Origin of the sequence: Paenibacillus puldeungensis, from assembly GCF_042678945.1 — a bacterium.
GTDB lineage: Bacteria > Bacillota > Bacilli > Paenibacillales > Paenibacillaceae > Fontibacillus > Fontibacillus puldeungensis.
Genome location: NZ_JBHTLM010000002.1, coordinates 475,664 through 495,642 on the forward strand (window position 1 = coordinate 475,664; position 19,979 = coordinate 495,642).

Genomic DNA, 19,979 nt, shown 5'->3' on the forward strand with positions numbered 1-19,979 from the left:
GAGGCGATTTTCGAAAAATAGGGCCATACATTACCCTTATTTTTCACTCAGTAAACTAAAAGGAGCAAATAAGGCCAAAATATACCCTTATTTTTGGTTCCACTAACAAATAAGCAAACCAAAAAGGACAGAACCTATGCTTTCCGCAGGTTTCTGTCCTTTGCCTTATATTTGCATTACTTTTGCCTTACATTTTTACATCGTCACAGACATTCTTTCGGCTTTGATTTCCGCATTACCACCTACAGTGTAGCTTTGGTCGTAAATGCGGACAGCGGCCGGACTGTCCGTTTCGTTCACAACGATGATGCTGTCCTCTGTGACGTTTACCTTCAGGCGCGCCCCGCGGAACATCGCCTTAAACGAGAAGGACTTCCAGTGCGACGGAATGAACGGTCGCAGTACGAGTTCATTATTTTGGACGCGCAGTCCTCCGAAGCCTTGGACGATGGACATCCAGGTTCCGGCCATACTTGTAATATGGCAGCCATCCTCGGTGTCGTTGTTGTAGTTGTCCAGGTCCAGACGGGCCGTGCGCAGGTACATTTCATAAGCCTTTTCCTGGTAGCCCAGCTCACAGGCCAAAATTGCATGCAAACAAGGGGAGAGGGAGGACTCATGCACCGTCATCGGCTCATAGAAGTCAAAGTTGCGTTTCTTCGTCTCCAGATCGTAGCGGTCGCCGAGGAAATACAGCCCTTGCAGCACGTCGGCTTGCTTGATGAAGCAGGAGCGAAGAATACGGTCCCATGACCAGTTTTGGTTGATCGGCAGGTTTTCCGGTGCGAGATCCTTGACGGCGATAAGCTCCTTGTCCAGGAAGCCATCCTGCTGCAGGAATACCCCGCGTTCCTCATCATACGGATAATACATATTTTCGATAACGTCCTGCCACTTCTTAACCTCTTCGTCCTTCAACTGCAATTTATCGATAAGAGCGGTATAATGGCTGTTTTCGTTCGTTTTCAGGTAATTCAGAACCTCTAGCGTATATTCCATCGTCCAGGAGGCGATCCGGTTCGTGTACCAGTTATTGTTGACATTGTTTTCGTATTCGTTTGGACCGGTTACGCCCAGCATGACGTACTTGCCTTTAGTCGCCGAGAAGTTAACACGTTCTTCCCAGAAACGGGAGATTTCCACGAGTACTTCAAGACCGTATTGGCCCAAATACGATTTATCCCCTGTATAATTTACATAGTTAAAAATAGCATAAGCAATCGCGCCGTTCCGGTGGATTTCTTCAAACGTAATTTCCCATTCGTTATGGCACTCCTCACCGTTCATCGTTACCATCGGATAAAGAGCGCCTTTGGAGAAGCCAAGCTTTTTGGCGTTTTCCTTAGCCTTTTCCAATTGCTTGTAGCGATAGATCAGCAGGTTGCGAGCGATGTCTGACTCGGCAGTGCTGAGGTAAAATGGCACGCAGTACGCTTCGGTATCCCAGTAGGTGCTGCCGCCGTATTTTTCCCCAGTGAAGCCCTTCGGTCCGATATTTAGACGGTCGTCCTCGCCGCTGTAGGTTTGATTCAATTGGAAAATATTAAAGCGGATCGCTTGCTGCGCCGATGCATCGCCATCAACAATGATGTCGCTTTCCTTCCATTTCTCCGCCCAAGCATTCGCCTGTTCGCCGAGCAGTTGATCAAACCCGGCTTGCTTCGCTTCGAGCAGGGCCTTCGTACCAGCCTCCACCAGCTCGCCAAGCCCATGATTCCGGGAAGTCACATTAGCAACGTATTTGTATAGCGTAACTTCTTCGCCTTGAGCGGCGGATACTACGACTTCGCTGGCTACGTATTTTTCCTTCTCCGTTAAGGCTGGCGAGAGTTCCAAGCGTTGTCCGTTTTTGACAACATCGTAGGCCATTACGGAAGTGACGTGGAAGTCGAGCTTTTTCGTTTTGAGCGTAAGGTGGGAAAGGTCAGCGCCTGCAGCCTTTTCGACTTCCAGCCAGAACTTCTCCTCATAGTTGGAGTCCTTGTTCTTCACATCCCCGTCAAGGTAAGGGACGAACCGAATTTCACCAGAGAAGTTCAGCGGGGTGACCGAATAGCGGATAGCACCGATCTCATGGCGTGCAATGCTTACAAAACGGAGAGCATCTACCGCGAGCTCTTTGCCGTCAGCGAGTACGGCGGTAAAGCGGCGGGCCAAATAGCCTTCTTTCATGTTAAGCTCCCGGACAAAGTCCTTAACTTGACACTGCGCCAGATCTAAAGCCGTACCGTCAACAAACACGTTAATGCCAATCCAGTTCGTGCTGTTCAGTACCTTGGCAAAATACTCTGGATACCCGTTTTTCCACCAGCCAACGCGTGTTTTGTCAGGATAATAAACCCCGGCCATATAGCTACCTTGAAGGGAGGAACCGCTGTATTGCTCCTCAAAGTTGGCACGTTGCCCCATAAATCCGTTACCGATGCTAAAAACACTTTCCGAGATTTCATGATTAGTAGGATCAAATGATTCCTCAATGATTGACCATTCATCCACTTTTAAATATTGTTTCATCATATCCGGCTCCTTTAGGTGATTCTAAATAAATATATGATTTAGGAAAATACCCTTATCCCTTTTAAATGCCCGGTCTGTCAGGAAACAACAAGCTCGCGAAGCAGTCGGTCTACCGACATTTCTTCGAGGGAGGAGATGAGGAGGTCGGCTTTGCCTAAGGTTTCCGCTCCGCCGATACCTACGCATCGCATACCTGCACGACGCGCGGCTTCGATGCCCGCCTCGGCGTCCTCAAACACGACGCACTCTGCCGGTGAGAAACCTAGCTCTTCTGCACCGAGAAGGAAAACCTCTGGATCTGGCTTGGCACTTGAGGTACGGGTGCCGTCAATAATGGCATCAAAATAAGGGGTAAGTCCCGTATTATTCAAAATCGTCATTGCATTCTTACTTGCCGAACCGAGAGCAGTTTTTAGGCCGTGGCTCCGGCATTCATTCAAAAACTCTAAAGCTCCCGGAAGAATTTCCGAAGGGTCCATCTTTGAAATGGACTCGACATACCAGTTGTTTTTTCGCTCGGCCATTTCCTGTTTGGTGGATTCATCCGGATTAAGCTTGCCGATCCCCAGCAAAATGTCGAGGGAAGCCATCCGGCTCACGCCTTTCAGCTGCTCGTTATCCTGCTCGGTAAACTCGAAACCAAGCTCGGCAGCGAGCCGTTTCCAGGCTAAATAATGATATTTGGCGGTATTAACAAGCACGCCGTCTAGATCAAAAATACATGCTTTGATTAAGGTCATGACCTCTCCCCCTTTTTAGCGCAAACGTTTGAACAAAATTCAAAAAATAAAAGAAGCAGTAGGCTTCAGTTATTTTTTGCAGATATAAAAGTTACTCTGCGGTTATTTCCTTGGCACCGAGTACATGGACGAGTCACGAACCATGAGGCGGTGTGGAATGATTTGCCGTTTCGGGTACACCTTGTCGCTGTTGTTCTGGACAGACTGGATCAACACCTGAGAAGCTGTGTAACCCAGATTGTATATCCCGATATCCATGCTGCTTAGCGGCGGTGTTGATAATTCAGACAACGGGATATTATTAAAGCTAACCAGACATAAATCTTCAGGCACTTTATATTTCAGTTCATGCAAGCCTCGCAAAACGCCAAATGCAACGACGTCATCAATCATCACTAGCGCTGTAGGGCGATCCGGGAGATTCATAAAAAATGACATTGCCCGATACCCGCTATCTTGCAAAAATTCGCCTTCAACGATCCATTCAGGCCGACATTCCAGCCCGGAATCTTTCAAGGCGTCTTGGTAACCTTTTAAGCGGTCTTTCGACACAACGAGCTCCGGAGGTCCACTGACGAATCCGATGCGCTCATGTCCTAAAGCGATTAAATGCTTTGTGGCGTCATATGAAGCTTGGATGTTATCCGTATCGACCGACAAAATATCAGGATACTGCTCACTGCGTCCGATAAGTACGAACGGATGACCGCCATCATGAAGAAAATCGATAACAGGGTCGTTTGTTCGCGAATATAGCAATATCACCCCGTCAACCCGGCGTCCGTTTAAAAGTCTGGATACGCTTTCGACTTCCTCTTTTTCATTGGCTCCCGAACTAATCAGGACGTCATAACCGAGGCGGCTTGCTTGAGTAACAATCCCGCGAATCAGTTCCATAAAGAAGAAGTTGGAGAAAAGCTCCTCAGCGGACTTTGGCAACATGATGCATATACTGTTTGTCGTTTTGGATACCAGACTTTTGGCCATCATGTTCGGATGGTATCCAAGCTGATCCATAATCAGTTTGACTTTTCGCGAAGTTTCGGCACTTATTCTTGGATGATTGGACAGCACCCGGGACACGGTAGAGGGCGATACTCCGGCCTTTTTGGCAACATCCTTTATGGTAACAGCCATAAAAAACCTCCTCTGTGGAACCGTTTGCTTTACACTGTAATATTAATCGAAAGATAGCTGAAAGTAAATAGTGCAAACGTTTTTCTAGACGGTGATTTGCCTTTTTAAGCGAAATTGTCGATACGATTTTGACAAAATTCATCGCTTCGACTTTACATAGCCATTACATGATTAGAAAAGATGATGTCACACCGAGTACTCGTTCTATTTTTTATTAGTAGGAGGGGGCTGAACCCCAAGAGGGACAGCCCGGTATATCTTAGTTCGCCGCAGTCAGCACGGCATACTCGTAAGCAGAAAGTTTAACTGATAATTTTCCTTCAGCGGCTTTATAGGTTTGTTCACTAAGAGCATCTTTCCAGATTTGACCGTCTACGGAAATTTCAAAGGTTTGCCCAGCATCATAGTTGTTGAGCAGGACGAGCACGCGTTCACCGTTCAGAATTCGTTCATATGCGAGCTTCGATCCACCCGATTCAGCACTCAAAAATTTCAAAGCACCGGTACGCAGCGGCGCGAGTTCCTTTCGAATAGCGATCAGCTTCTGATAAAACTTGAACAGGTTTTGATCCTGACGCTCCGGTTCCCATTCCATGCACTTGCGGCAGTCCGGGTCCTGCTCGCCATCCAGGCCGATTTCATCGCCATAGTAAATGCAAGGAGTCCCGCTATATGTAAATTGGAACAGCGCGGCCAGCTTCATTTTGTCCTTATTGCCTTCGCAAAGGGTCAGCAAACGCGGCGTATCATGGGAATCCAACAGGTTGAAGGCCACTTCGCTAGCCTGTTGAGGGTAACGCGACAGCTGTTTTCCAATTGCATTGGCAAATCCTTCGGCATCCAGCTTGCCGCGAACGACGAAGTCCAGAACGGCTTCGGTGAACGGGTAGTTCATGACGGCGTCGAATTGATCCCCTTGCAACCAGGCGGAGGATTCATGCCAAATTTCTCCTAAAATATAGGCGTCGGGGTTAGCAGCTTTAACGGTTTTTCGGAAGTCACGCCAAAAATGGTGATCCACCTCGTTAGCCACGTCAAGGCGCCAACCGTCGATGCCAACTTCTTTGATCCAATATTCAGCAACCTCTAGCAAATATTGTTTCACTTCGGGATTTTCTGTATTTAGCTTCGGCATCAGCGGTTCAAAGGCGAACGTGTCATAAGTCGGCACATGGTCTTTGACCTGCAGCGGATATTCGCGGATATGGAACCAGTCTTTGTAACGGGATTTTTCACCTTTTTCCATCACATCGACGAACGGTGCAAAGGTTTTCCCAGAATGGTTGAACACGGCGTCGAACAGAACGCGAATTCCGCGCTCATGGCAAGCGTTCACGAGCTTTTTGATCGTCGCTACATCCCCGAAATGCGGGTCGATTTTCATATAGTCGGCAGTATCGTACTTATGGTTGGTCGTTGCCTCAAATAACGGCGTGAAATAGATGCCTGTAATCCCTAGCTCGCTCAAATGATCAAGATGGTCTATGACCCCTTGCAGATCTCCGCCGAAAAAGTTGTCGCGCTCCGGTTTGCCGCCCCAGGGGAGTACGCCCTCCGGGTCATTGCTGCGGTCGCCGTTTGCAAAGCGTTCCGGGAAGATTTGATAAAAAATCGCGTCCTTCACCCATTCCGGCGGTGTAAACACATCTATCGGGTTAATGAACGGAAACTCAAACAAACGCTCAGGGCCTTCCGGCCGTTCCTTCGTAAATTCACTTTCGGTCATCCAAATTTGCTCATCGCCGGATTTGAGCAGAAATCCATAACGAGTTCTGCGCAGCGGGGGCTGAATGGCGCATTCCCAATAATCAAACATTTCATCGCTGATCATAAGGTGCATAGGGACTAGCTCCTTGCTTTCGTCCCACATATATTTATCTCCGGTGAAAGCGTAAACCTCCGTTAGATCGTTCTTCTTGGAACGCAACCGTATATGAAGCGTCTTGTAATCGTAAGCATAAGTCCAATTGAGCTTTGGACGATGATAAATCGCTTCTAGCAGCATGTGAAACCTCCTAAAAGTTTTGTGAGCCTAGGCCCCCGAAGAAAAGCATCGAACAAAACTTACTTCGGAAGCGTAGGCTTAAGTTTTGTGAGCCTAGGCCCCCGAAGAAAAGCATCGAACAAAACTTACTTCGGAAGCGTAGGCTTAAGTTTTGTGAGCCTAGGCCCCAAAGAAAAGCATCGAACAAAACTTGCTTCGGAAGCATAGGCTTAAGTTTTGTGGATCTCGCAAAGGAATTCCTTGTATCGAAAAAAAAGCACACCCGGGCCAGTAAGAAGTGGCAGAGGATGTACCTTTCGATAACAGTGCCTTCAAATTTTGAACCGAAACAAACATAGTATTCGTTTCAACTTCGTGGATTATAACATTGTTCAAACCATTGCACAAGTTGTCTGTTTTTTCTTAAAAACATGCAGCTTTGAATATAGGCAAGCACGATGGTAAAGTATGAATGGGAGCTTAATGAATAAGAGAAAAAAGGTACAAGTTACCCTAAAACGACAAGCTTCGGCAAAATACGAAATGAAGGGAAATTGCGATTGAGGGAGCAAAAAGGAGCTTTTTTAAGAAAAGTGGTCAAAATACTCTAAAAACATCATGTGCAAACGTTTTTACAAGGACTCGACCATGTTGTATTATGAAGGCGTAGATAAAGCGCTTACGAATCGAAAAAGCTGAGTGTAAAGGCATAAAATCCCACTAATAACGTAAGCTTCAGTTCTTTTTCTGAAATCGTTTGCGCAACGCCTGAAGGCACTTCTATACAAATCAAGGAGGGGTTAACTGTTATGAAGTCCAAAAAGATACTGACTTTAATCGCTGCACTATCGCTGGTTGTTTCCATTACGGCTTGCGGGTCGAATAACAGCAACAGCGGCAACAGTAAGAACACACCTGCAACAACAAACCAAACCGAAAATAAAGGAAATGCAAGCACGAATGACAAGGCCTCAGGCGATGAAATCAAACCTGAAGATGGCGCTGAGTTGCTAATTTGGGAAAGTAAAGACGAAAGAGCGTTCACGGATGAGATTGCAAAGCAGTTTACTGATAAATATGGCGTTAAAGTGAAAATTGAGGAAGTAGCTCCTCCGGATCAAGTTGGTAAGCTGACGCAAGATGGTCCGTCCGGACTTGCTGCTGACGTATTGGTCATTCCACATGACCACTTAGGGAATGCGGCAACATCGGGCTTGCTCTTAGCGAACGATGTGTTTGCGGAACAAACGAAGAAGGAAAACACGGAAGCAGCCGTTCAAGGGTCTACATATGACGGCACGCTTTACGGTTACCCTCGGGCCGCTGAAACGATGGCATTGTTCTATAACAAATCGCTCGTGAAGGAAGCACCGAAGGATTTTAAAGATGTTATTGCCTTCAGTAAGACTTTCACCAATAAAGCGAAAAACAAATACGGGATTATGTGGGAAACCGGGAACCTGTACTTCAACTATCCGTTCATTGCCAGCACCGGCGGCTATATGTTCGGCGACAACGGTACAAATAAAGACGACATGGGTCTGGCTAACGACGGTGCAATTCAAGGCTTGAACGTGTATAAAAGCTTGAAGGAAATTCTTCCAGTCAATACTGGCGATATCACTCCGGATATCAAACGCAGCTTGTTCAATAAAGGCGATGCTGCGATGGATATTAACGGTCCTTGGGAACTTGCTGGTTATAAGAAAGCTCTTGGCGACAAGCTGGGCTTGGCTCCATATCCATCTGTAGACGGTAAAACGGCTATTACGTTCTCCGGTATCAAAATTTGGGTCGTTAACTCCTTTACGAAGTATCCAAATGCGGCAAAATTGTTTGCAAACTTTGCTTCTTCGAAAGACGCACAGCTTTTGCTAAACTCTAAAGTTGGCGCTGTTCCGACTAACCTGGAAGCACTGGAATCCGATCAAATTAAAAATGATCCTTTTGTCTCCGCTTTTGCAGAGCAAGCGAAAAATTCTCAGCCAATGCCTTCCATTCCTGAAATGGCCAACGTTTGGGCTCCTCTGAACGCTGCCTTGCCGGAAATCTGGAACAACAATGCAGATCCGAAAACAGCTATGGAAAAAGCAATCAAACAAATTCAGGATTTGAACAACGGGGCTAGCAAGTAATCGCGCTTGTCATCACCCAGATGGGATGGAATTACCCGCCGCTTCCTTAAAGCGGCGGGTAATTCCTCAAGTTCCCAAGGGAGAGGAGAAGAAAGACAAATGGACCGACATAAAAATAAAGCCACGATTTTGTCAGTTCTATGTATGGGACTTGGTCAAGTATATAATCGCCAGTACATTAAGGGATTGATATTTTTACTGCTCGAGGCTTTAGGGCTCACCTATTTTATTAACAACTTATATAAAGCGATTTGGGGTATCGTGACGCTCGGGGAAACGCCAAGAACGCCCAAGAATATGAATGGACACTGGGATCATTCTATTTTCATTATGATTCAAAGCTTAATAACCATATTATTCTTGGCTGTTTTTGTCATTATTTACATTATGAATGTAAGAGATGCACGCAAAATTGGTCAGGAGAGAGACCTTGGCAAGAAGCCGAACAATTTCTTGCAGTCTATACGCTATGTGCTTGACTATAAATTTGCGGTTGCATTTTTAACCATTCCTACAATAGGGATATTGTTCTTTACCGTAATGCCGATTATCTTCATGATTATGCTGGCCTTCACCAACTATTCGGCACCTAAGCATATTCCGCCGGCCATGCTCGTCGATTGGGTCGGATTTGAAACGTTTAAAAATTTGGTCGCGCTCAAAACGTGGAGCCATACGTTCTATGGAGTATTAACCTGGACGATCGTTTGGGCGATATTGTCGACGGTTACCACTTACTTCGGTGGACTATTGGTCGCTTTGCTCATTAATCAGCAGGGCGTCCGGTTCAAAGGGCTGTGGAGAACGATTCTAATTCTCCCGTACGCGGTTCCACAGCTTATTTCGCTGCTCGTTATGAGAAATATGTTTAACGGACAATTCGGGCCGATTAACCAGTATTTAGGATATTTCGGCCTTGACGGTTTACCGTGGCTAACCGATCCCTTCTGGGCGAAGGTAACGGTTATCGTAGTAAACATGTGGGTTGGTATTCCGGTATCGATGCTGCTTATTCTAGGTGTATTGACGACGATTCCGAAGGATATGTACGAAGCCGCCGAGGTAGATGGGGCTACCGGCTTCCAAAAATTCAAAATCGTCACGCTTCCGATGGTGCTGTTCACTACGGCGCCAACGCTCATTATGCAATTCGCCGGCAACATCAACAACTTTAACGCGATTTTCCTGCTGACAGGAGGAGATCCGGTCAAAGGGGATTACCAATATGCTGGAGCAACCGATCTGCTGGTTACCTGGCTATACAAACTGACACTTAATCAGAACAGATACAACATGGCTTCCGCCATCGGGATCATCATTTTCTTGATTATCGCCTCTTTCTCTATCTACAACTACCGGAGAACCAAGTCGTTTAAAGAGGAGGATATGATCCAATGAGCGGCATGAAAATAAGAAAAAACATTCGGTTGACGTTGAGCTATATTATGCTCGTCATTCTCTGCATCTGTGCCGTATATCCGGTGCTTTGGGTCGTACTTGGCTCATTTCGTCCAGGCAAATCGCTCTACAGTGATACGCTGATTCCGGAACAGTTTACTTTAGAGCATTATCATGAACTGTTTACTTCGGAAACGTACCTGTTTGGCCACTGGTACATGAATACGCTGAAAATAGCAACGTTCTCTATGCTGCTGGGCGTGCTGCTGACGCTCCTCACGAGCTACGCGGTCTCCCGGTTCCGGTTCCGCGGACGGAAGACAGCACTGTCAGGACTGCTGGTCCTGGGCATGTTCCCTGGCTTTATGAGTATGATTGCCATCTATCTGCTTCTCAGAGAACTGCACCTGCTGGATACCCATATTGCCCTTATCATCGTTTATGCAGCGGGGGCACCACTGCAAGGAACCTTTATCGCTAAAGGGTTCCTCGATACGATTCCCCGGTCACTTGACGAAGCAGCGCGTATTGACGGGGCCAGCAACTTTATGATTTTCAGACGAATTATTATTCCGCTGTCCAAGCCAATGCTGACGTATATGGCGTTAACCCAATTTGTCGGTCCATGGGTAGACTTTATTTTCGCTCGGCTGGTGCTGCGCACGAAGGAAAATTGGACGCTTGCGGTAGGTATGTGGGACATGGTCAGCAGTAACCAGAACTCGAATTTTACACTGTTTGCCGCGGGTGCTGTATTGATCGCTTTGCCAATTACCATTTTGTTCATGTTCCTGCAACGGCTACTTGTCAGTGGGTTGACTTCAGGAGCAAGCAAAGGATAACGGTGATTGTCTTTGGAAAATTGAACGAGACATCTGGGTATAGCCTCAGTTTTTCTGAGCGTCTATACCTTTTTTGTTCCAAAAATAGGGTTGAGGAAGCTAATGGTACATATATAGAGGGGGAACATCAATGAAGTTTCGTGGCCTAATTCGGATGAATTCGGTAGGGATGAAACTATTTGTTATTCTGTTTGCGACAGTTGTGGCGTTATCAGGGGGGCTTGGATTTAGCTCTTATTCGATGTCCAAAGAGATTATACGGGAGCAGGTTGCCTCTGCTTCTTCACAGGCGATTGAGCAGGCAGCGGACAAGCTTGATTTTATGTTTGCGGAGTATGAGTCGCTCTCAAGGCAGCTGGCGGTTGACCAGGCTTTAAAAAGTGATCTGGAAACCGTTAACAAGCCGGGAATCGGGACCGTTGAAAAAGTGCAGGCCGAGGATCGGATTCGTAAAAAGCTGGATGCCCTTAAGGGATCGGATGAACGTTTGCAGGGGGTAAGGCTGGTTGCAAAAAGTGTTCAGGAGGCGGAATCGTACAAATCCTCCGGCGTGAGCGGGATTCGTACGGATGCCAATGTTGAGAGTAGGGTAAAGACAATACTGGAAGCCGACGGTCGCCCTGTATGGTTTCCAGCGTTAAAAAAGGGCTTTTTCGACGCCTACACGGAACCGACGGTCACGATGGGCAGACTGCTACGAAACATGAAGCATCCGGAAGCAGAATACTTTTTGCTGTTCGAGATTAGAGAGAAATCGTTCGGCGATATTTTATCCAATTTGAAAATCGGAAAATCCGGGGAGGTAAGAGTTCTTACGGCGGATAACAAAATCGTTCATGCTGTGAACGGTGATCTGCTGGAATCTGTTTCAACGATCAAGCTTGCTCAGAAGCTTCAGGAGAGCAGTGGCTCCTCATCATTCCGTACAAAGGATGAACATGGTGTAAAACAACTTGTCGTGTATAAGCCACTGAAGACTGCCGATTGGCGTATCATGGGCTTTGCTCCCGAGAGCGACTTCCTGAGCGCTGCGGACAAGCTGATCTATGTGACGTTGTATGTCCTGGGGTGCGCCGTCATCGTTGCCGTCTTAATCGGATATATCCTGCTGCGAATGGTTGGGCGGCCATTGGACAAGCTGTGCCGGCTTATGGAAGAGGGGGAACGGGGGAATTTAAGCGTACGAACCCATTTTAAAGGGCGAGACGAAATCGGCCGACTGGGTCACAGCTTCAATAGTATGCTGGAGCAAATTTCGAAGCTGGTGGAGCGTACAAATGGTTCAACTCAGGAGCTTCTGGTAACGGCAGAGCAGCTTACCCGTACTTCGAAAGATACTTCCTCAGCCGCCGGGGAAATGGCCGGAGCCGCAGGTGAAATTGCCCAAGGAGCAGCTAGTTTGGCTGATGAAGCGGAGAACGGTACGATGCTTGTTGAAGAGGTTGGAAAACGAGTGAGTCAGGTTAATGCTTCGAACACGTCAATGAACGAATCTGCTGCCCGCATCATCGCAGTAAGTCAAACCGGTCAGCAGTACATGGAGCAGCTTGTTGAGAAAACGGAGGCTGTTTCCCGATTGACAGGGCTAATTGAAGAAAATTCCGGAAAGCTGACGAAAAGTACTGATTCGATAAAAAGCATATTAGCGCCGATGGTGGACATTACCAAGCAGACCAATATATTGTCGCTCAATGCCTCAATCGAGGCTTCGAGGGCCGGGGAAGCCGGGAAGGGCTTTATAGTTATCGCCGAAGAAATCCGTCGGCTTGCTACCCAGTCAGGCCATTCCATTGAGACGGTTTCCGCAGTGACCGAGGAGATTCAGGAGACGATCGGGAATACGGTAGAAGTGCTTTTAAGCATCTCGCCGATGTTTGCGGCGCAGTTGAACTCAGTAAAGGAAGCGGCATCCATTTTCAAAAATGTTAAGCAAGAGATGGAAAAGTTCGTTTTGCATATTCATCAATCTTCAGCCTCGGTTGAAGAGCTGAACCATTCGCAATCGGTAATGCGCGATTTTCTGACCAGCATCTCTTCAGTTGTTGAGCAAACAAATGCATCAACCCAAGAGGTCGCATCCATGGCGGCAGACCAACATCAAGTAAGCGAGGAGCTAGTCCAGCTTTCCAATCGTCTCGAGGAGCTGGCGGCATCGCTTAAGGAGTCCTTAGGCGCATTCCAGGTAGACTTGGCCTAACCCGATTGACTGTTCGTTGCATAAATTTCAAGCTGTCCCTCGATCTTTTCGAGGGACAGCATCTTTTTTTAGGCATCAAGAAAGAGAATAACGAACCGGAGGGAGTTTACGCCCGCATTTGGGAGCCACTTGTCAACATCCAAGTCTAATCAGGAACAAGTGGCGGACAAGAGCGGCCCGAGGTCGTTATTCTCTTTTGCTGTTTATGCTTAGTGCTATTAAGGCTTTTGTTTTTATTTACTCCAAAATCACCGTAGTATAAGCCGGGATCGTCAGCTTATCCCCGCTAAGGGCAGCGCTCGCATCGGTCGATTTCAGTATTTTGCTAAAGCTGCCATCCTGATTGGATTCGGAGCTTAATGGAACCGTTTGACTGCTCCCGGTCAAATTGTGGACGACGAGCACCGACTGTTTCTCGGTATATCGAACAAAGGCGGTAATCCCGGGAAGACCAGTCGTATATTCCCGAATAGCTCCTTCTTTTAAAGCTGGAATGCTGTTTCTTAAGCGTATCATATTGCGGTAATGGGACAGCAGCGATTTTGGATCTGCGATTTGTTCTTTAACGGTAGAGCCAGGTTTGCCAGGATTGTTTGTTGCCATTTCCCAGGTCGTTTGCCCTTGGGCACCTCCAGGCTGCCACTGCATAGGCTCGCGAATATGCTCATCCGGCTTAACGCCAAGCATACCAATTTCTTCTCCGTAATAAATAAACGGATTTCCGGGAAGCGTCAGCAGGAGGCTGGCCCCCATTTTGGCATGATTAAGGTCCCCGTCCAGCTGGCTCATGACCCGGTTCTGGTCGTGATTCGTCAAAAACGTAGCATCGACAAAATGTCCGCCTGATTTTTCACCATACAATTTGTAGATTCGCTCCAGGGTAAAACCGAGATTGCCGTCCTTTTCGCTTTTTACCGATTGGACAATCGTTTCGGCTTCGCTGAAGTTAAATCCGGAGTCTAGTGCCTTATCCAAATACGGTGCGATGAGAGTGGCCGAAGGATCCCAAATCTCCCCGACGAGGTAGGCGTCTTTATTCACTTCATTCAGACCGCTGCGGAATTCCTGCCACCAGGCTACGTTTTTCTCCGTTGTTTTCTTACCTTTATCGCTCATTAAATCCTCATAGATGTGTTTGGCCGCATCCAGCCGAAAGCCATCCACACCCTGCTTCAGCCAGAAACGCCCGATATCCTTCATTTCATCACGGACCTCCTGGTTATCGAAGTTGAGGTCAGGCATTCCGTCCCAAAAAATACCGAGATAGTGGCTGCCAAGCAGAGCATGCCACGGACTTCCGCTACCTGCAGCGCTCGTGCCGCCGGTGCCACGTTTTTGATCTTCCGCCCAGATATACCAGTTACGATATTTGCTGTCTTTGTTCTTGGCGGACTCTACGAACCAAGGGTTCGATTTAGCAGTGTGGTTGACGACCAGATCCATGATGACCTTGATTCCCCGTTTGTGGGCTTCGTCAAGAAACTTTTGAAAGTCTTCCATCGTTCCGTAGTCGGGATTAATGCTGCGATAATCTTTCACGTCATAGCCGTGATAGCTTGGAGAAGGCTGAATCGGCATGAGCCAGATCCCTTCAACACCAAGGTCATCATTCGTATCGGGGTTGCCGTCATTTAAGTAATCGAGCTTTTGCGTTAGTCCTTTAAAGTCGCCGATGCCGTCTCCATTCGAGTCATAGAAGGAGCGGACAAAGACCTCATAGTACACGCTGGACGGCTGCGTGTCCACAGCTTGGGACGCCGGCTGTGCCGAATTCGCCTGTGCTTGATTGTTGGAGGCATGGCCGGAATCCGCAGCTGAACCTGCAGGGGCGTTGCTTCTGCCAGGCTCTCCTGTACATCCGGCAAGGAGCAGCAGTGCCAGGATAGCGCTTCCAATCCGTTTTGAAAACGGCCGGAGGGTGGGGCTTTTGGGTACGCGCATATGCAATCCATCCTTTTATATAAAAGTATCGTCTTTTCACCATCATACCTGACTACGCTTAATAATTAAAACGTTTGCACAAGCGAAAATAGATGAATATTGCTTTTTCACTCGGTTTACTTGAGAAAATCAACAAATATCAGCGTAATATTAATGATTACTTGCTATTATCCACTATTACAATGCAGAACAACTCAAAAATTCATCTGTTGTATCAGGACTCGGACTTTTTTTAGAAAATAAGCAGTATTTTTAATGTGCAAACGTTTTATTTTTCCTTATTATCTTATATGATCAGGATAGAATTGAAATTTTAGGATAATTAGGAGGTGTCTGCTCTGTGAACGAAGCCGGAAAAAAGCTGTCCCTATTCGCACTAACCTGGCCGATATTTGTGGAAATGCTGCTCGGAATGCTGATGGGTAACATCGATACGTTTATGCTCAGCCATTATTCCGATCAGGCCGTTGCCGCCGTAGGGGTGGCCAATCAAATCATCTTTTTCGTCAATTTAATGTTCAATGTCGTGTCCGCAGGCACCAGTATCTTGATTGCACAGTACATAGGAGCGCGGCGTGAGCAGTCGGCTTCAGAGGTGGCCGCGGTAGCGATTGTACTGAATTTACTGTTCGGTCTAGCCATTAGCTTGCTGCTCTATGCAGGAGGCCCGGTGCTATTCCGCTTCATGAACCTTCCTGTGGAGGTGCTTCCGGATGCTTCGACTTTTCTGCAAATTACCGGGGGGTTTGCCTTTATCGAAGCGGTCAGATTGACGATGGCGACGATTCTTCGCAGCTATGGGATGACCCGTATTACGATGTATGTCGCGCTTGGCATGAACGTCATCAATCTGGTGGGCAATTATTTCGTATTGTACGGTTCATTTCCGCCTCCATTTTCCGGAGTATCGGGGGTAGCGCTGTCTACGCTGACGGCCCGCATTGCCGGCCTTGTTTTACTGACCTTACTTCTGATCATGAAGACCGGATTTTCGTGGCATTGGAATATGGTAAGTCCCCGGTCGATCCGTGCTTATGCCGGCGGACTGTTCAAAATCGGTATTCCTACAGCGGGGGAAAGCTTCTTTTCCACGATGGCACAGCTTTGCATTACTTCGTTTATTGCGCTCCTAGGTACGCAGGCGTTATCGGCCAAAATTTACGCACAAAATATCGGTATGTTCAACAACCTGTTTACATTGTCCTTGGCGCTGGCTACGGAAATCGTCATTGGCCGGTTAATCGGGGCGAAGCTGTTTGATGAGGCTTTTCAAAAAGGTAGGCGTTATGTCAGGATGGCTGCACTTATTTCCGCAGGATCGGCGCTATTGATTGCGCTAGGCTCAAGTTTTCTGATAGGCCTCTTTACGGACGATCAATTGATTATTCGGCAGGGGATGTACCTGCTTTGGCTTTCGGTCCTGCTCGAGTCCGGCCGTGCCGGGAATCTGATTATGGTCAATGCGCTCCGCGCGGCGGGAGACGTGAAAACCCCGGTATATATCAGCGTTTCGTCCGTGTGGCTCGTTAGTGTCTTCCTGTCGTATGTACTGGGAGTGCTCGTGGGGTGGGGAATGGTAGGCGTATACCTCGCGTTTATTGCCGACGAATGGCTGAAAACCTGGCTGCTGCGGCGGCGCTGGAAATCAAGACGTTGGGAAAGCATGGAACTGATCGGCAGCGGTCATACGGTAAGTGGAAGTCCTTTTTAAGGGAATAGCCCCCTATATTGTACGCATGAGTGCAAGCATTTTTTTGGAATAAAATTAATCCTATCAAAATACTTGTATTTATGATAATATTACGTCTGTAACTCATAAGGACGCCTTGTTTTAGAGGGTACGATTACAAACGTAAATCACGATAGGGGGAGATCGTAGATGGATACGCTGCGTATTATTTTGAATGTAGCCGTGATGCTTGTGCTGATCGGTGCTCTGCTATGGATGCAGAAGAAGCATATTTCTTTTACAAAACGGGTGTTCACCGGACTCGGGCTCGGACTCGTATTCGGGGTAATCCTTCAACTGGCATATGGTGCAGGCTCCGAGGTTATTGCGAAGTCAACGGACTGGTTTAATCTGGTGGGGCGCGGTTATGTAGGACTGCTGCAGATGATCGTCATTCCGCTTATCATGGTATCGATTATATCGGCAATTATGAAGCTTAAGGGCAAGCAAAATCTAGGCAAAATGACTGCCCTTATCATCGCAGTGCTGCTCATTACGACGGCGATTGCTGCGACCGTAAGTATCGTTACGAGCCTTAGCTTCGGCTTGAAGGCAATTGAAATCCAGGCTGGTGAAAAAGAGCAGCAGCGTGGTGCAAAGCTGGAGGAGAAGCTGGTCGATGTCGAAGACAAAACGATTCCGCAGCAGGTGCTCGACTTCATTCCGACCAACCCGTTTGCAGATATGACCGGGGCGCGGAGCTCGTCCACACTGGCGGTCGTAATTTTCTCAGCTTTCATCGGGGTAGCGGTGCTTGGTCTTGATAAAAAGAAACCCGAGCAAGCCGAGAGCTTCCGAAAACTAGTGGAGGCGGTGTACGCGGTCGTCATGCGGATTGTGACGCTCGTTTTGAGGCTTACGCCATACGGGATTTTAGCACTCATCACGAATGTAGGCGCTACGACAAACGCAGAGGAGATCATGAAGCTGATCAAGTTCGTAGGGGCCTCCTACGTTGCCTTGATCGTCATGTTCATCATCCATCTGATTTTGCTGGCCCTGTTCGGCTACAATCCGGTGCAATATGTACGGAAGGTGCTGCCGACGCTCGTGTTTGCCTTTACGTCGCGTTCAAGTGCAGCTACGATTCCGCTAAATGTCGAGACGCAGACGAAACGCCTGGGCGTACCGGAGGGGATCGCTAATCTGTCGGCGTCGTTCGGAGCGACGATTGGGCAAAATGGCTGCGCCGGGATTTACCCGGCGATGCTGGCTGTCATGATCGCGCCGACGGTCGGAATCAACCCAATGAGTTGGGATTTCATCTTGACGCTGATCCTGGTCGTCACGATCAGTTCCTTTGGCGTAGCTGGTGTGGGCGGGGGCGCCACCTTCGCTTCGCTGATCGTGTTGTCGACGATGAACCTGCCGGTTGCACTCGCCGGCCTCTTGATCTCCGTAGAGCCGTTGATCGATATGGGGCGCACCGCGCTTAATGTCAACGATTCCATTACAGCCGGCGTCATTACGAGCAAGGTGCTGGGCGAGAACGATCAGAAGGTATTCAACCGAAACGTAGACCTTGATGCTGTTCAGGCATAGGTTGTAGAAATAAAATAATAATGCAAAAGAACCGCCGGATGAAGCATCTTCGGGGGTTCTTCTGCGTTGTTTTGGTATTATGTAATGAAAAGAGCATACCAGCGTATTAACATTCGGATGATTCAAAGGCAAGAAATTAGCCGATAGATGAGAGAAAAAAGAAGGCATTCGCAAAGAATCGTCCGAGTAAGCGAAAGGAGGGCGAGAGACATGCTACAGCAGCGCGCGCTGTATCCACCCCTGACGGAGAAGGACAAGCAGAAAAATCGAGCAAAGCCGGAAGCCGTGTCAGCCGACGAAGAGTTTGGCAATATTTTTGAGACCTACTATACCCGAATTTTTAAATATATACGTTACCGGGTAGATAGCGAATATACGGCCGAGGACTTGACCAGCCAGGTCTTTGAGAAGATGCTGACCAAACGCAGTACTTATCGGACCGATCGATCTCCGTTTGAGGTATGGCTGATTACCATTGCCCGCAATACGGTAAATGATTATTTTCGAAGCCGGCGGCGGCAGAGATTGTTTTCTCTGGACCTGTTCAAAGACGCAGCATCACGCGATCAGGGGCCGGAATCCCGAACTATCGTCAAGGAAACCGAAAGGAACTTAAACCTGGCGATGAAATCGCTAAAGCTCAAGGAACGGCATATTCTGGCGCTTAAGTTCGGAGCCGGATTAAAAAATGTCCAGATTGCCGAATTGATGGAAATCAGCGAGAGCAACGTCGGTGTAATGTTATTTCGAGTTATGCAGAAATTGAAGCATGAAATGGAAAGGATGGATAAAGATGAATAACCGTGAAAGTATTCGTCAGTTTAATAGCGATTTGGACGCCCATCTAAATGGACAAGTGAATTCAATGAGTGAAACAAAGGAATACCAAGACCTGCTTGATATGGGCAAAATACTGGCTGCCGCCGATTTAGGAGCCGCAAGTCATAAAGAGGCTGTTAGAGGTCAGATTTCCGAGGGAGCTAACTCTCGGCAACCGGTTCGTACACATTCTCACCGGAAGCTAGCCGGAAGCTTGGCCGTGGCCGCATCATTCGCCGTTTTGCTTGGCACCCTGTTTACTCAGCCGTCGTTTGCAAGCGGGCTGCTGGACCGGATTATCACTACTGTGACGCTGGGCCATATTACGGCTTTCCAGGTTGCGTCTTCTAATGAAAATTTGACGTATCAGATTCCAGAAGCATTGCAGGGTAAAGTATTTGACCATGATGGCAATCCGGTTAATAAGGTGAATGAGCATACGGGAACGCTTTATACGGTAGATGGTCAGGAGATCAATGACATTAAAAACGGGAAAATTGTGACCAAGGCAGAAGCGGACAAACAGGAAGGTGTCCGTACCCGGACATTGACAGATCTGGATCGCTTAAGTCAATATACCGATTTCAAGGTGAAATTGCCGGCTCATTTGCCTGAAGGTTATGCGTTTAGCCGCGCTGAGCAATATGTCGATGAGCAGGGGGGAGCTAGTCCTAAATACATCGATTTGTATTTCAGCAACGGCGATGCCGATAAGGAGTTTTCTATTCAGGAGCGGTATGCCGATGATGAAACCGCATATGAATACTCTACAACCGGTACAGTTGAAAAGGCAAAAGTTAATGGTGTGGATGCCGTAATTACGGATGGACATTCGATCGACTGGGAAGCGGATGGAGTACTCTACAGTGTCGATGCCAAAGAAGTGGGTGAAGCTCTGGACAAGAGCGAACTGATCCAAATCGCCGAGTCGATGAAATAAAGTACTGCTATAATCGCATCAACGATAAAAACCGGTCCGCGTAAGCGGTCGGTTTTTT

13 protein-coding genes are annotated in these 19,979 nt (G+C 47.7%); 8 read left to right on the forward strand and 5 right to left on the reverse strand.

Annotated elements, in window-relative coordinates:
• Positions 1–195: 195 nt before the first annotated feature.
• From ACFQ3W_RS04645 to ACFQ3W_RS04660, 4 genes are all read right to left on the reverse strand, one after another.
• Entirely contained in the window at positions 196–2,514 is a 2,319-nt protein-coding gene (locus ACFQ3W_RS04645) for a glycoside hydrolase family 65 protein (protein WP_379317227.1), read from the reverse strand.
• Positions 2,515–2,594: 80 nt separating this feature from the next.
• Positions 2,595–3,257 (reverse strand): beta-phosphoglucomutase, encoded by a 663-nt coding sequence (gene pgmB, locus ACFQ3W_RS04650; RefSeq protein WP_379317088.1) that lies wholly within the window; start codon positions 3,255–3,257, stop codon positions 2,595–2,597.
• Between the two features lie 102 nt (positions 3,258–3,359).
• Positions 3,360–4,394, reverse strand: coding sequence for a LacI family DNA-binding transcriptional regulator (locus tag ACFQ3W_RS04655; RefSeq protein ID WP_379317090.1), 1,035 nt, complete (start codon positions 4,392–4,394; stop codon positions 3,360–3,362).
• A gap of 259 nt (positions 4,395–4,653) precedes the next feature.
• Complete coding sequence (locus ACFQ3W_RS04660; protein ID WP_379317092.1) at positions 4,654–6,399, reverse strand: alpha-glycosidase; 1,746 nt, start codon at positions 6,397–6,399, stop codon at positions 4,654–4,656.
• Positions 6,400–7,187: 788 nt separating this feature from the next.
• On the opposite strand from ACFQ3W_RS04660, the gene ACFQ3W_RS04665 reads away from it, so the two are divergent.
• From ACFQ3W_RS04665 to ACFQ3W_RS04680, 4 genes are all read left to right on the forward strand, one after another.
• Positions 7,188–8,513, forward strand: a complete 1,326-nt coding sequence (locus ACFQ3W_RS04665) for a sugar ABC transporter substrate-binding protein (protein WP_379317094.1) — start codon at positions 7,188–7,190, stop codon at positions 8,511–8,513.
• A 99-nt stretch (positions 8,514–8,612) separates the two neighbouring features.
• Entirely contained in the window at positions 8,613–9,911 is a 1,299-nt protein-coding gene (locus ACFQ3W_RS04670; RefSeq protein WP_379317096.1) for a sugar ABC transporter permease, read from the forward strand.
• On the forward strand, positions 9,908–10,753 hold the full coding sequence (locus ACFQ3W_RS04675) for a sugar ABC transporter permease (protein WP_379317098.1): 846 nt from the start codon (positions 9,908–9,910) through the stop codon (positions 10,751–10,753). Before ACFQ3W_RS04670 ends, ACFQ3W_RS04675 begins: the two co-directional genes overlap by 4 nt.
• Before the next feature lie 130 nt (positions 10,754–10,883).
• Positions 10,884–12,950 (forward strand): methyl-accepting chemotaxis protein, encoded by a 2,067-nt coding sequence (locus tag ACFQ3W_RS04680; protein ID WP_379317100.1) that lies wholly within the window; start codon positions 10,884–10,886, stop codon positions 12,948–12,950.
• A 237-nt stretch (positions 12,951–13,187) separates the two neighbouring features.
• Here ACFQ3W_RS04680 and ACFQ3W_RS04685 read toward each other — a convergent pair whose 3' ends face one another.
• Entirely contained in the window at positions 13,188–14,891 is a 1,704-nt protein-coding gene (locus ACFQ3W_RS04685) for an alpha-amylase family glycosyl hydrolase (RefSeq protein WP_379317102.1), read from the reverse strand.
• 340 nt (positions 14,892–15,231) lie between these two features.
• Here ACFQ3W_RS04685 and ACFQ3W_RS04690 point away from each other — a divergent pair, with 340 nt between their 5' ends.
• From ACFQ3W_RS04690 to ACFQ3W_RS04705, 4 genes are all read left to right on the forward strand, one after another.
• Positions 15,232–16,602 (forward strand): MATE family efflux transporter, encoded by a 1,371-nt coding sequence (locus tag ACFQ3W_RS04690; RefSeq protein ID WP_379317104.1) that lies wholly within the window; start codon positions 15,232–15,234, stop codon positions 16,600–16,602.
• Between the two features lie 168 nt (positions 16,603–16,770).
• Positions 16,771–18,162, forward strand: coding sequence for an L-cystine transporter (locus ACFQ3W_RS04695; RefSeq protein WP_379317106.1), 1,392 nt, complete (start codon positions 16,771–16,773; stop codon positions 18,160–18,162).
• Between the two features lie 210 nt (positions 18,163–18,372).
• Positions 18,373–18,963, forward strand: coding sequence for a sigma-70 family RNA polymerase sigma factor (locus ACFQ3W_RS04700; RefSeq protein WP_379317108.1), 591 nt, complete (start codon positions 18,373–18,375; stop codon positions 18,961–18,963).
• The gene (locus ACFQ3W_RS04705; RefSeq protein ID WP_379317110.1) at positions 18,956–19,921 is read left to right on the forward strand and encodes a DUF4367 domain-containing protein; all 966 of its coding nucleotides are present in this window, start codon (positions 18,956–18,958) and stop codon (positions 19,919–19,921) included. The genes ACFQ3W_RS04700 and ACFQ3W_RS04705 overlap by 8 nt, the downstream gene beginning before the upstream one ends.
• The last annotated feature ends 58 nt before the right edge of the window (positions 19,922–19,979 follow it).